Source organism: Rufibacter latericius (assembly GCF_003721515.1).
GTDB classification, from domain to species: Bacteria; Bacteroidota; Bacteroidia; order Cytophagales; family Hymenobacteraceae; genus Nibribacter; species Nibribacter latericius.
This window is the reverse complement of record NZ_RJJD01000008.1, coordinates 940052-954051: the sequence shown is the minus strand read 5'-3', so window position 1 is coordinate 954051 and position 14000 is coordinate 940052. Positions and strand designations below refer to the sequence as shown.

Below are 14000 nucleotides of genomic sequence, written 5' to 3'. Positions count from 1 at the left end.
GAATGTGAGGCTTTCTTTTATAAAACACAAATAATGGGGAAGTTTACCTATGATGACTTCAAAGCGAACTTGATCATTTCTTCCACGGTTAGGTTTGTGCCTTCCCGCTTAATGATAGTATCCAGGGTTTTTTCGGCTATATTCTTTGCGAAACCCAATGTCACCAATGCTGATAACGCCTCCTCTCTGGAGGTATTGTGTGCCGCACCAAAAGTGACACTGACGGCATCTGGCCCTAGCCCTTTCCTGAATTTATCGCGGAGTTCCAGAATAATTCGTTGCGCAGTCTTGGCGCCAATTCCTTTTACTTGTTGAATAGTGCGTATGTCTTCCCGCACAATGGCCTGCTGTACTTCCTGCACGGTGAGCGAGGAAAGAATCATGAGGCCGGTATTAGGTCCTACCCCTGAAATAGAAATCAAGTGCAGGAAAGCGCTTTTCTCTGCCAGGGTTGCGAAGCCATACAAGGTGTGGGCATCTTCCTTAATGTGCTGATGCGTGTAAAGACGGCAACGTTCTCCCTCCGGCAATTGCCCGTAGGTGTTAAGCGAAATACGAAGTTCATAGCCTACGCCGCCCACGTCAATGATCACAAACGTAGGGTCTTTCTGAGCCAAGCGGCCATCTAAATATGCGATCATGTGATCAGCGGAATAAGAAGTGAAATCAGAATTAAGATAATAAAAACATTCTGTTTTCAGCCCATTTTAAGGAAACAAGCTAAAAACAGAATGTAGAATAGCAGGACCTTAGAATTGTCCTGCAGTAAAGATAAAGCCACTACGTAGTAGTACTATTTAGAGTTTTGCCTTGCACGTTTGGGCATCTACCACGGCAATGGCCACCATGTTGATGATCTCCCGCACGGAGGAACCTAACTGCAAGATATGCACCGGTTTACGCATGCCCATCAGGATAGGGCCAATGGCTTCGGCACCGCCAATTTCCTGTAAAAGTTTATAAGCGATGTTACCAGCTGCCAGACCTGGGAAGATAAGGGTGTTGGCCCCCACGTTCGCCAGTTCACTGAACGGATAGTGCTCGCGCAGCAAATCACGGTTCAGGGCGGTGTTGGCTTGCATCTCGCCATCTATGATCAGGTCTGGGTAGCGAAGTTTGGCCAGGCGGGTAGCCTCGCGGGTTTTGGTAGGCACTTGCCCGGCGCTGGACCCGAAGTTGGAGTACGAAAGCACTGCGATACGGGGTTCCCGGTCAAAGAAACGTACGTAGCGGGCCGTCAAGCCTATAATATCCACCAGATCGTCGGCGGTGGGTTGCAGGTTGACGGTGGTATCGGCGAAGAAGTAAGGCTCCTTTTTGTTCTGGATAATGTACATGCCCGCCACCTTGTTCACGCCTTCCTCCACGCCAATCACGTGCAGGGCCGGCTTGATGGTAGAAGAGTACTCGCGGGTAAGACCCGAGATCAAGGCATCGGCTTGGCCGGTCTCTACCATCATGCAACCAAAATAGTTTCGGTCGCGCACCAGTTTACGGCAGTCAAAAAGCGTGAGGCCTTTACGTTTCCGTTTCTCATACAACAGGTGCGCAAATTCCTCGCATTTGGCGTCTTCCTCGCGCGGATCAATGATCACGCTTCCGGTCAGATCCATGTTGAACTCGGCAATCATCGCCTCGATACGGGCCCGCTCACCCAATAAAACAGGGTAGGCCAGTTTCTGCTCCAAAACCGTTTGCGCCGCTTTCAAAATCTTGTAATTGTCGGCCTCGGCGAAGACCACTATTTTTGGATTTTGACGAGCCTGGGTAAGCACGCGGTTCATCAGTTTCTGGTCAATGCCAATGCGGGCCTGCAATTCCTGATGGTACCGGTCCCAGTTGGTGATAGGGAAACGGGCTACTCCCGAGTCCATGGCGGCTTTGGCCACGGCTGGACTGATGGTGGTAATCAAGCGCGGGTCCAAGGGTTTCGGGATCAGATACGTCCGTCCGAAAGCAATGGAGTTATCGCCGTAGGCTTTGTGCACGATGTCCGGAACCCCTTCTTTGGCCAGGTCTGCCAGCGCATACACGGCAGCCAGTTTCATGGCTTCATTGATCTCGGTGGCCCGCACGTCAAGAGCTCCCCTGAAAATGTAAGGGAAGCCCAATACGTTGTTCACCTGGTTAGGATGGTCTGACCGGCCGGTAGCCATGATCAGGTCTGGGCGGGTGGCCATGGCGGTTTCGTAGGCAATCTCCGGATCTGGGTTCGCCAGCGCGAAGATGATGGGGTCTTTTGCCATCAGTTTCACCAATTCAGGCGCTAAAACGTTGCCGGCGCTCAAACCTACAAACACATCGGCTCCTTCCATGGCCTCGGCCAGGGTGCTGATTTTGCGCATGGTCACAAACTGGGCACGGTAGATGTCCAGGTCGTTGCGCTCTGGGCTGATGATGCCGTCTTTGTCAAACATGACAATGTTGTCAATGTTCACACCCAACTCCAGGTAGAGTTTGGTACAGGCAATAGCGGCTGCACCGGCTCCGTTCACCACCATCTTGATCTTGTCAATGTCTTTGCCCACTACTTCCAGGGCGTTCAACAGGGCCGCGCTGGAAATAATGGCGGTGCCATGCTGATCATCATGCATGAGCGGAATGTTCATCTGCTCGCGCAGGGCATTCTCAATCTTGAAGCTTTCGGGCGCTTTGATGTCTTCCAGGTTGATGCCGCCAAACGTAGGTTCCAACGACTTCACGATCTGGATGAATTTCTCAGGGTCGGTTTCGTTTATCTCAATGTCAAACACGTCAATGCCCGCGAATTTCTTGAAGAGAACGCCTTTCCCCTCCATCACCGGTTTGGAAGCCTCCGGACCGATGTTGCCCAGGCCCAGAACGGCGGTTCCGTTGGTAATTACGCCCACCAGGTTACCCTTGGCGGTATATTTGTAAACGTCATCTACGTTCGCGGCTATTTCTTTACAAGGCTCTGCCACACCCGGCGAATACGCCAGGGCCAGATCCATCTGCGTGCTCACCAGTTTGGTAGGCACTACCTCTATCTTGCCCGGTTGTCCCTGGCTGTGATAATTCAGCGCGTCTTCCTTGTTGATTTTAATCATGTCCTTTCCTTCAGTTGTCGTGTTTTGATCTATGGGGGTTCTGTTGCCAAACCAACGCTAGGTTGACAGGGATTCAATACAAATTGATAAGTTTTTTTCAATTCGCCAAGTGCGCCCTGTTTTCTGCCTTTTCTGTTTTAGGCCTCTTTTGCCCTAAACACCTTAAAAACAAATAGCATCTCAAGCCGGAGCCAGAGATGCTATCTTTATACTAAGTGCGGTATCAGCCTACAATCAGCTTCATGCCGGGCTTTAATTCGTCACCTTTCAGTTTGTTTGCTTTGCGCAGTTTTTCCACGCTCACGTTATTGTAGCGCTTTGAAATGTTCCAGAGCGTATCACCAGGCTGCACGTGGTGCACGGTCTGCGGTTTCTCAATCTCTGCTTTTTTCTTAGCCGATGCCTGCTTAGATGACACCATCACGATGGCGGCGCTCTCCTTGGGCACGTCATTGGCGTTAGGACCAGCGTTCTTGCCTGTATTAGCCGGAAGTTCCTCTGCCGAGGCCAGCAAAGTAGTCTCCGTTGCCGGGCCTTCTTTCAGTTTCACGTCCTGCGTTGCCGGAGCTTCTGGTTTGAACACCACCAACTTCTGATTAGCCGTCAGCATGTTTCCTGAGATTTTGTTCCAGGCTTTCAGCTGTTCTACCGTTACGTTCTGCTCTTTCGCAATCTTAGACAGGTTATCATTGTTGCGCACTGTGTAGAAAGATTTTTTCAGCGAGCTGTCTGTAGGAACAGGTTCTGCTTTGGCCAGGATGATAGGAGAGGCCTCCTGCAAAGAAGGCAGCTTGGTTCTGGCCGGAGCTTTGTAAGGAGCTCTATAGCGAGACGAGTCCAAAATAGCCATTCGGTTCTCCGCCAGGAACGAACGAACATCAGCCGGAATGCGCAACGGGAAGTTAGAAACGTTCTCCGGGATGTGCTTCAACTTCAACGCCGGGTTCAGGTCCACAATCTGATTTTCAGGCAGATTCAGTTGCTTGGCCAACAGTTTTAAATCCAATGATTGACTGATGAGCAATGTGTCTACCGCGATAGGCATCTGCAACTTGGCAGGATGGAGGTTATGGTCCTCGGCGTGGTTCAGAGCATACACCAAGGCCGTGAAAGACGGAACATAGGCACGCGTTTCCTTAGGCAAATACGGATAAATGCCCCAAAACGTCTTCTTTCCGCCAGAGCGCGTAATCGCTTTCCTAACATTACCCGGACCACAGTTATACGCTGCCAAGGCCATTTCCCAACTCCCGAACATGCGGTACAGCTGCTTCAAAAACTTACAGGCTGCCTCTGTAGATTTCTCCGGGTCCATGCGCTCATCCAGGTAATGGTTCTGCACCAGGCGGAATTCACGACCAGTGAAGTCCATAAACTGCCACAGACCAACCGCTTTCGCCGAAGAAACTGCTTTAGGCAGCAACGCTGATTCTACCACTGCCAAATACTTCAACTCATCGGGCATGTTGTGCTTGGCCAGGTACTTCTCAAACATAGGGAAGTACATGGGTTTGCGCTCTAACACACGCCGGGTGTATTTCCGGTTCCGGATAGTGAAGTAGTCAATCAACCCTCTTACCTGCTTGTTGAACTCCAGGGGGATCTCTTGCTCCAGACAGCTGAGGCGGTCTTGAATCAGTTCATCGGTTTCTACCGGAATGAATTCTACAGAGTCAACAAGTACCTTGGTAGTGTCTTTTACTTGCACGACTGGAGATTCCAGTGTCGGCATTTCCTGGGCGTGCAGGGCAGAGCCCAGGCCTAGTGTAAGTACAAGGCCAGTAAGAAGGGTAGTTTTGCGCATTAGGCGGTTAGGTGTGGTTGATGGTTCATCAGTTGTTTGGAGAAGGCCAGTAACTGTTCTTCGCCAAAAGCTTTGGTCATCAGCTGTACCCCAATTGGGAGCCCTGCGGCGTCTGTGCCAATTGGTAACGAAATAGCCGGAATGCCTGCCAGGTTTGCCTGTACCGTGTAGATATCTTCCAAGTACATGGCCAGCGGGTCCTTGGTGTTTTCCCCTATCTTAAAGGCAGTGGTAGGGGTGGTAGGTAGAATCAGAAAATCGTATTGGCTCAGAAGCTCATCGGTTTTCTCTTTGATGAGGCGGCGTACTTGTTGCGCCTTGGTGTAGTAAGCGTCGTAGTAGTCGGCGGAGAGCACGAAGGTGCCCAGGATAATGCGGCGCTGTACTTCCTTCCCGAAGCCTTCGGAACGGGTTTTCTTGTACATAGAAGCCAAATCCGTCGCGTTCTGGCTCCGGAAACCGTACTTAACCCCATCGTACCGGCCCAGGTTTGAACTGGCCTCGGCGGTGGTCAGGATGTAATAGGTTGGCACAATATAATTTAAAAAATGGAATTCCACCGGTTCAACGGTATGGCCGTCAGCCTGAAGCCCATCCAAGACACCTTGCACGGCTGCTTTTACCTCAGCATTCAAACCCGGACTCTCGAAAGAATCACGGATGAACCCGATGCGGGCAGGGCGGTCAAAGGTCAGGTTTTGGCTGTAGGCAGGAACTGGACGCTGGCTTACGGTGGCGTCAAACTCATCGGCGCCCGCCATCACTTCCAAGAGAAGGGCAGCGTCTTCCACGCTCTGCGTGATAACACCAATCTGGTCAAAAGAAGAAGCGTAGGCGATCAGGCCATAGCGTGAGATACGGGAATAGGTAGGTTTCATGCCCACTACACCGCAATACGCAGCCGGTTGACGCACGGAACCACCGGTGTCTGAGCCAATAGAAGCTAAGCAAAGGTCGGCTTGTACAGCCACGGCAGAACCACCTGAAGAGCCACCCGGCACGCGGGTGTTGTCTACTTCGTTAAGGGCAGGACCAAAAGAGGAGTTCTCGTTGGAACCACCCATGGCAAACTCATCGCAGTTCTGGCGCCCAATGATGATGGCATCCTCGGCCAGCAGGCGCTGCACGGCGGTAGCGGTGTAAAGTGATTTGAAACCGTTCAGGATTTGGCTGGAAGCCTGGAGCGTGTGGCCCTCGTAGGCCAGCACGTCTTTGATGCCAATCACCATTCCGGCCAGTTTGCCGGCCGTGCCGGCTTTCATTTTGGCATCCACTTCTTCGGCTTGCCGAAGGGCTTCCTCTTCAAACACCTCCAGAAACGCGTTCAGATGACGCTTGGTGTTGATGTTCTCCAGGTAACGCTCCACAAGTTGACGGCAGGAGAGTGCGCCTCTGCCTATCTCCTCGCGGATAGCGTCAAGGGATGTATAACGCATGTATTAAACGTTCGGGTTATGGGTAGTAGGGTTTGGGTTGGCATTTGGCGCATTGTCATAAGGCGCATTGCCGTAAGGAGCACCGTTGGTATAAGGTGCGTTGTTGTTGTAATTAGGATTGTTATAACCTGGGTTTGGGTTGGTGTAGCCCGGGCCATTGTTATAATTGTTTCTGTTCTGGGTATTGGAATGCTGGTCATTGGTGCCAGCGTTCTCAATGTCGTTCTTGATCTCTTTGGTGGCGTCTTTGAACTCCCGGATTCCTTTCCCTAAGCCACGGGCCAGGTCTGGAATACGCTTGGCGCCAAACAGCAACAAAACGATTAACACAAGAACGATCATCTCGCCGGTTCCTAAGTTGCCGATAAATAATAAGCTGGATAACAACATAGCTCTACTAATAAGGTGTTAAGAATGTAAAATTAGGGTATAATTTTCAATTACAAGGCACATCTGGGCAAGTTTAAAACGGACAGGTAGATGGGGGTATTTCAAAACACCCAGTATATTTATAATCCATTTTTGGCCTGTTTCCCAGAAAATACCCGCAAAGGAGCCAGAACCTACGTTTTTTCATCTGCTTCCGGTTTTTTGCGTAGGTTTACTTCTGCGATTAAAATTTTCTCTGTGCGCCGCAAGCTTCTTTCTTTTCTTACGTCTTTGTCAACCCTGTGGCTATTACTGGGAGTAGGATGCCAGTACGTGCCGCCGCACGTTTTCTGGCCCGCCGGCTTCATCTCCATGTCTTTGCCCGGAGCTCTGGTCATGAACGGCGTGCTGTTGTTGCTGTGGCTGTGGCATCGCCCGGTGTGGGCGTTATGGCCGGCGTTGCTCATTTTCCTCTTTTGGGGACAGCACACGCGCTACTTCAACCTGAGTGGTACAAACGAAAGCCTCACCCCCGAAGACCGACTAATCAAAGTTCTGAGCTATAACGTGCGCGTCTTCAACGTTTATAAACACCTCCACGAGGCTGACCCGGACTTACCCGAGAAAGAGATGGAGTGGGTAGCCGAGCACCCCGCCGATATTCTCTGCCTGCAAGAGTTCTACAACGAAAAGGGCCACAAAACCTGGGATAGTCGCAAACGGGTAGGCAAGCAGCAGAAGCGGGAAATCTATGTGGGGAAAGCGCTGACCAATAATATTGGGGCCGAGTTTGGCCTGGCGATTTTCTCCAAATACCCCATCGTGAAGAAAGGGACCGTCTCCTTTGACCGGCCTACCAAAAACCAAGTGATTTTCGTGGATGTGAAACTTCCGTCAAAGGACACCCTGCGCGTGTACAACATGCACCTGGAATCCATGGCGATAGAAGAGAAAGATGTGGAGGCCGCCGTGCAGAGCGAGGCAGGCCTAAAAACCAAAGGCCGTAACATTGCCCGTCGTCTCAAAGGTGGGTTCATCGCGAGAAGCCACCAAGTCAACAAACTGTTGGAGCACATCCAGGAAAGCAGACACCCCGTACTCCTCTGCGGCGACCTCAACGATCTGCCCAGTTCCTACACCTACCAACAACTTCGACGCCATCTGAAGAACGGCTTCGAGGAAGGCGGCAACGGCTTTGGATTCACCTACAACGGCAAACTCCCCATCCGGATAGATAACCAATTCTTCAGCGACCGCCTGGAACTACTTCAGTTCGATGTCTTGGACCAAATCCAGTTCACTGACCATTTCCCACTTACCTCTACCTACGTGCTGAATGCTCCTGCCGCAGAGGAAGGAGATTGATGTTTTGAGGCTTTTTTGTTGAAAACAGGTTTTAAACCGTTTTGAGGCGCTCGCCTCACGGCAGTTACAAACTGCCGGTCATTTTGGGTCCAAGTCACAGACCTGAACCATGTAAAAGCAACAGTGCGTGGAAGACGCAAGGTATTGCGTCTCTACAGAAGAGCCCGTCTTGTGCAAAGAAGACCTCGCAGGACCTCCGGACACTGGGAGGTCTGAGGTCCTGCCGGCGAATCCCTTATCCAGCCTTTCGGTTGAGCGCCTTGTCAGGTTCCGGTGCCGTGAGGCATTGCGACTGAAAGGAGCAAAGGAAGCTGGCGCAGCGCGATGCCGGAAGGCGGGGCCCCGCGGCCGTGAGCGCTCGGAGGGAAACGATGCAACAAGAAAGCTTATAAACTCACGCAAACGGCGGAGCCACGCCAGTAAAAAAGGACAATGGTATCAAAATACAAAGGCTCTTTGTAAGCAAAAGCCAATTGCCTCCCTACAACCCCATCCACCCAAAAGAAACCAGCTTTCCGCCCATTTCCCCTAAAACAAGCCCTAAACGCAACACCCCCCTTGCCAAAAGGTAAAGAAAAAAGCAGCGTAAACCCACGAACTCCGTACCGTTACCACAAGTACCAGTAAGTTTTATAATTTTGCCGCATGAACCACCCATTGTCTTTATATAATACCCTCACCCGGACCAAAGAACCGTTTACCCCAATAGAGTCCCCGTTTGTAGGCCTGTACGTCTGCGGACCTACCGTCTACGGCGATGCGCACCTGGGCCACGCTCGGCCGTACATCACCTTTGATGTGATGCGCCGCTACCTGCAGTATCTGGGCTACAAAGTGCGGTACGTACGCAATATCACCGATGTAGGCCACCTGCAGAACGATGCCGACTCAGGCGAAGATAAAATCCAGAAACTAGCCAAAGCCGCGCAGTTGGAGCCCATGGAAGTGGTGGAAAAATACACCAACAGCTTCCACCAGGACATGACCAGCCTGAACGTGTTGCCGCCAGACATTGAGCCCCGCGCCTCAGGCCACATCATTGAACAGATTGAAATGATTCGGGAAATTCTGGAAAACGGATTAGCCTATGAATCCAACGGGTCTATTTATTTCGATGTGCCCGCCTACAACAACCAGCACAACTACGGTAAGCTGTCGGGCCGTGTGATTGAGGATTTGCTGTCCAATACCCGCGACAACCTGGAAGGACAGGAAGAGAAACGCTCACCGTTGGATTTCGCGCTTTGGAAGAAAGCATCGCCCACGCACATCATGCGTTGGCCCTCGCCTTGGTCAGAAGGGTTCCCGGGCTGGCACCTGGAGTGCTCGGCCATGAGCCGGAAGTACTTGGGCAAGCAGTTTGACATCCACGGCGGCGGACTGGATTTGATGTTCCCGCACCACGAGTGCGAGATTGCGCAAAGCCAGGCCAGCCACAACCACACCGATGCCGCGCGCTTTTGGGTGCACAACAACCTCATCACCATCAACGGGAAAAAGATGGGCAAGTCGCTGGGCAATTTTATTACGCTGGGCGAGTTCTTTACAGGTAGTCACGAGGCGTTGCAGCAGGCGTATTCGCCCATGACGGTGCGGTTCTTCATTCTGCAGGCCCATTACCGCAGCACCCTGGACTTCAGCAATGAAGGCTTGCAGGCCGCTCGTAAAGGCTACCTGAAAGTCATCAACGGTCTGCGCATCCTGGATCAACTGCAATACCCTGAAACGGCCGGGACGGTAGACGCCAAAGCCGAAGAGGAAATCAAGAAGCTGACCGCTGAGTTGTTTGAGCCTTTGAACGATGACCTGAACACCGCCAAATCAATTGCGGCCTTGTTCAACCTGCTTAAGAAAATCAACAGCATGCACACTGGCGGCTTCAAGCTGGAGACCATTTCTGCTGAGACCTTTGAGCAGATGCGCACCCAATACCGCAGCTTGGTGCTGGACGTATTAGGCCTGAAAATAGAGCAAACCGCCGATGCACAATCGCTGTTAGACGTAGTGCTGGGCTTTTACAAAGAAGCAAAGGAAAACAAAGATTACGGCAAGGTAGATGTCATCCGGGCGCAGTTGAAAGGGCAGGGCATTGTGATCAAAGACATGAAAACCGGTATTGACTGGGCTTATGAAGAATAACATGAAAGTTCTGGCGTTAGGCCTGCTACTCGCCGCCAGCCTTCCGGCCTGCGACAAAAAGACGAACTCTGAGGCGACCACCACAGCTGAGCAACCCGCCACCGCCGCCAAGGAGAACGTGCCCGCTTTCAACGCCGATTCGGCCTATCAGTTTGTGGCGAAGCAGGTTTCGTTTGGACCTCGGGTGCCTAATACCCCGGCGCACCGAGCCTGCGGCGATTACCTCATTGGCAAGCTGGAAGGATACGGAGGCACCATGCAAGTGCAGTCTTTCACTGCCAAAGCGTATGATGGTACGGCCTTGAGCCTGCGAAATATTATGGCGCAGTTCAACCCCAAGGCCAGCAAGCGTATTTTACTCGCCGCCCATTGGGACACCCGCCACGTCGCTGACAAAGACCCGAACAACCCCACCAAACCCAACGACGGTGCCAATGATGGTGGTAGCGGCGTGGGTGTTCTGCTGGAGATTGCGCGGCAACTTCAGGCCAATCCGCTTACGGGAAATGTGGGCGTAGACCTCATGTTGTTTGACGGCGAAGACTACGGTCAGCCTGATAACACCGGCGAATACAAAGAAGATACCTGGTGTCTGGGGTCGCAGTACTGGGCCAAAAACCTGATGCCAAAAGGCTACTCCCCTAATTATGGCATTCTGCTGGACATGGTAGGGGCGAAGGGTTCCAGATTTGCGCGGGAAGAAACGAGCCGGGCATACGCCGGCGATGTAGTGGAGAAAGTGTGGCGCACGGCCAACCAGATCGGGTACTCAGACTATTTCCCGTTCCAGGATAGCCCCGGTATTACGGATGATCATACCTACATCATCCAGCACGCCAACATCCGGATGGCCGATATCATTGCCTATGACCCTACGAGCCCAGACGGATTCTTCGGGCCGTATCATCACCGGCAGACGGATAACATGGACATCATTGACCGAAATACATTGAAAGCAGTAGGCCAAACTGTTTTGCATGTGGTCATGACCGAACAATAAAATAACTCGGTTATATTTTGAGGCCGTTTTCCGGGAATCAGCCGGGAAACGGCTTTTGTTTTATCCCTGCTTCAGAAAGGAGAAGCTATTTTAAGCCCAGTTTCCTGAAAAGGGGTTAAAAGCGGGTAGGGGTATATTCCAGGGAAACGCCGGTGTTTTCCACGCGCAGCGTAGCCTCACGGCCTACCACCAGCGCCAGATTCCTTGCCACGTGCCCTACCGGGAAATCAAAGCAGATAGGGTAGCCGTAGCCTCCGCAGTGTTCCAGAATAATCTTCGGCACATCTTTCCCGAAGGGAACGGCGGTGTCGTTCATGTCTGAGAATTGGCCCACGATTAATCCCGCTAGTTTTGCAAGTTTTCCTTGGCGGCGCAGGTGCACCAGAACGCGGTCTACATTGTAGTAATATTCACCCACATCTTCCAGAAACAGGATTTTGCCCGTGTAATCCATGTCTGAGGCCGTAGCGGAAATGGTGTCCAACAGAATCAGATTACCGCCTATTATTTGACCGGTGGCGGAGCCTAGAATGTTCTGGGGGTGGGCCGGAAGAGAGTAGGGAAGTGGTTCGTGAAAGAGGATTTGGTAAAGTGTGTCATCGGCTTCCTGCGTATCTGGTTTGCCCATGAGCAGCGGCATGGTACCGTGGACGCTTTCCAGGCCTAATGCGTGCAAATGGCAGAGCATAGCCGTAACATCGCTGAAGCCAATGACCCATTTAGGATTTTTCTGTAAGCTGCTGAAATCTATTTGATCCAGAATGCGGGTGGTGCCGTACCCGCCTCGGGCAGAGAAGATGGCTTTTATCTCGGGGTTGTCCAGCATCTGTTGAAAATCAGTGAGGCGCACGGCATCGGCCCCGCCGAAATAACCGTCTTCCGCTCCAATACTTTGGCCTAGTATTACCCGCAGGCCCCAGGCTTCTAATAAACGAATGCCCTCCTGGATATCTTCTAAACTTACTTTTCGGGCTAAACAGACAATGCTAACGGTATCTCCTTTCTGCAGGGCGGGTATGGTCACGGTGGGTAAATCAATGGAATGAACCCCTAAAGTAAGGAAATCTTCAGGGATGATGGCCAATAGCCGTATTTTTACGTACAAGATGCGGGTCTTTCTTCACCCAGGAAGAAGGGTATTTCTCCGAGAGACATTTTCCAGGTTTCTACTACCATTTTTCAGAATTTTAGGCTGTAGTAATTGTCTAAAGATGAAAAGGTTACGAATATTTACACAAAGCTAGGTATTGAAGATGTGTGGGGCTTGATGTAGGTTTGTGTTCGGGAGCCCAGAGGATTCAACATGTACTTGGTTTCTTGCCTGGGTTTACTGTGCTTTAAACAAACTTCTATGATTAAACTTTACCCTAAGAGCATTATTCCTGTGAACTGGCGCCTGGCTTCGGCGGTGGGGTGCCTTTTGTTGGCGCTCGCTTTCAACGGGGCTGCCCAAGGCAAACGGGAATTCGCTACGGGCCTTAGATCCAGAAAAGCCAGCACTATCTCTAAGGTTTCGTCCCAGGATGCTCGTGCCAAAACCCAGCAGCGGGTCCTCCGGACCGGAGAGAGTGGTGCCACCCAGCCACGCTCCGCGCAAGAATACTCCTGGAACGCAACCACTAACGCCTGGGTGTTGGGGTATAACCATGCCTATACGTACAATACAAACGGCCTGCTGACCGAGGATTTCACCACCCAAGCCGATAACACCAATTTCTCTAGGTTCAACACCACCTATGATACCCACAAGAACGTCACCGAAGACCTGCAATATTACTGGACAGACGATGCCTGGATTCTATCCAACGGTTTCCGAGACGCTTATACCTACACCAATGGCAAGGTAGCCAGCATTGTTTCCCAGTTCCACAAGAACGGAGTCTGGAGCAACTCCACAAAGCAAGTCTTTACCTACAATACAGCCGGCCATCTTACCGACATTACCGCCTATGGCTGGGATACCAATGCTTGGGTAATAGAGGATAGAACCGTACTCGGATACACTGCCGGAAGTGATCGCCCGATTTCAGTGACCTACCAGGAGTGGGAAAACAATGCTTGGAAAGATTTTGAGCGGTACACTGATATCGTCTGGCACAGCTTTGAAAACACCAATTTCTCTGATCCCGAGACGTGGCAACTAGCCAGTTACACCTATCAGGAACGGGAAAATAATGGCTGGGTGAATTTACTGAAGGAAACCAGGACTTACTCGGCCAACGATAGTTATGTGGCAGTGGGCGAGGAGTGGGTAAATAACGCGTGGGTGAATGCGTATCGGTATGCCGATACCTTCGATGAGAAGGGAAATCTGATTCTTGGGGTGGAGGAGAGTTGGGTGAATGGGGCCTGGGTTATTGAGAACGGCTTCAAATACCTCCGCACCTACGACAGCAACGGCAACATGGCCGAGGTTGTCTTCCAACGGTGGGAACCCACGTCTGAGGGATCTGTGGAGGGTGCGTACGTGAACCAGGATCGGTATGTGTACAGCAACTTCCAGGTAGTGCTCTCAGCTAAAGAAGACCTGGAAAAACTAGCCTTGCAGGTGTATCCAAATCCAATGGCTGGCAAATTTTCCATCAGGTTAGACCAAAACCATGGCGCTACCGCCAAAGTAATGAGTCTGGCCGGGCAAGCCTTGTTCACCACCTCCTTGACCAATCCGGCCAAAGGACAGGAAATCAATATCTCTCACCTTCCGGCCGGGACTTATATCTTGCAGATTCAGACTAAAACCGGCGTGCGCAGCCAGAAAATTGTAAAGCTGTAACCGTTCTTCGTAAGAGAACCAGAAAAAGCCCCGACTCTGCAAAGCG

General features: G+C 51.6%; 10 protein-coding genes. 4 read left to right on the top strand and 6 right to left on the bottom strand.

Going from position 1 to position 14000, the window contains the following annotated elements; genetic code table 11:
- Window positions 1-47: 47 nt before the first annotated feature.
- The 5 genes from ruvA to EFB08_RS23995 form a co-directional block, all read right to left on the bottom strand.
- On the bottom strand, window positions 48-641 hold the full coding sequence (gene ruvA, locus EFB08_RS15970) for a Holliday junction branch migration protein RuvA (protein WP_123127912.1): 594 nt from the start codon (window positions 639-641) through the stop codon (window positions 48-50).
- Window positions 642-797: 156 nt separating this feature from the next.
- A complete protein-coding gene (locus tag EFB08_RS15965) occupies window positions 798-3068 on the bottom strand; it encodes an NADP-dependent malic enzyme (RefSeq protein WP_193553976.1) in 2271 nt (756 codons plus the stop codon).
- Window positions 3069-3291: 223 nt separating this feature from the next.
- A complete protein-coding gene (locus tag EFB08_RS15960) occupies window positions 3292-4872 on the bottom strand; it encodes a lytic transglycosylase domain-containing protein (protein ID WP_123127911.1) in 1581 nt (526 codons plus the stop codon).
- The gene (gene gatA, locus EFB08_RS15955) at window positions 4872-6308 is read right to left on the bottom strand and encodes an Asp-tRNA(Asn)/Glu-tRNA(Gln) amidotransferase subunit GatA (RefSeq protein WP_123127910.1); all 1437 of its coding nucleotides are present in this window, start codon (window positions 6306-6308) and stop codon (window positions 4872-4874) included. Before gatA ends, EFB08_RS15960 begins: the two co-directional genes overlap by 1 nt.
- Before the next feature lie 3 nt (window positions 6309-6311).
- On the bottom strand, window positions 6312-6698 hold the full coding sequence (locus tag EFB08_RS23995) for a Sec-independent protein translocase subunit TatA/TatB (RefSeq protein ID WP_123127909.1): 387 nt from the start codon (window positions 6696-6698) through the stop codon (window positions 6312-6314).
- Window positions 6699-6935: 237 nt separating this feature from the next.
- Between EFB08_RS23995 and EFB08_RS15945 the strand changes: the two genes are divergently transcribed.
- From EFB08_RS15945 to EFB08_RS15935, 3 genes are all read left to right on the top strand, one after another.
- Entirely contained in the window at window positions 6936-8042 is a 1107-nt protein-coding gene (locus EFB08_RS15945) for an endonuclease/exonuclease/phosphatase family protein (RefSeq protein ID WP_165864920.1), read from the top strand.
- A 645-nt stretch (window positions 8043-8687) separates the two neighbouring features.
- A complete protein-coding gene (gene cysS / locus EFB08_RS15940; RefSeq protein ID WP_123127907.1) occupies window positions 8688-10181 on the top strand; it encodes a cysteine--tRNA ligase in 1494 nt (497 codons plus the stop codon).
- Entirely contained in the window at window positions 10171-11181 is a 1011-nt protein-coding gene (locus EFB08_RS15935) for a M28 family peptidase (RefSeq protein WP_165864919.1), read from the top strand. The genes cysS and EFB08_RS15935 overlap by 11 nt, the downstream gene beginning before the upstream one ends.
- Window positions 11182-11296: 115 nt before the next feature.
- Here EFB08_RS15935 and EFB08_RS15930 read toward each other — a convergent pair whose 3' ends face one another.
- Window positions 11297-12286 (bottom strand): S66 peptidase family protein, encoded by a 990-nt coding sequence (locus EFB08_RS15930; RefSeq protein ID WP_227006358.1) that lies wholly within the window; start codon window positions 12284-12286, stop codon window positions 11297-11299.
- 246 nt (window positions 12287-12532) lie between these two features.
- On the opposite strand from EFB08_RS15930, the gene EFB08_RS15925 reads away from it, so the two are divergent.
- Complete coding sequence (locus EFB08_RS15925) at window positions 12533-13954, top strand: T9SS type A sorting domain-containing protein (RefSeq protein ID WP_165864918.1); 1422 nt, start codon at window positions 12533-12535, stop codon at window positions 13952-13954.
- Window positions 13955-14000 lie beyond the last annotated feature (46 nt).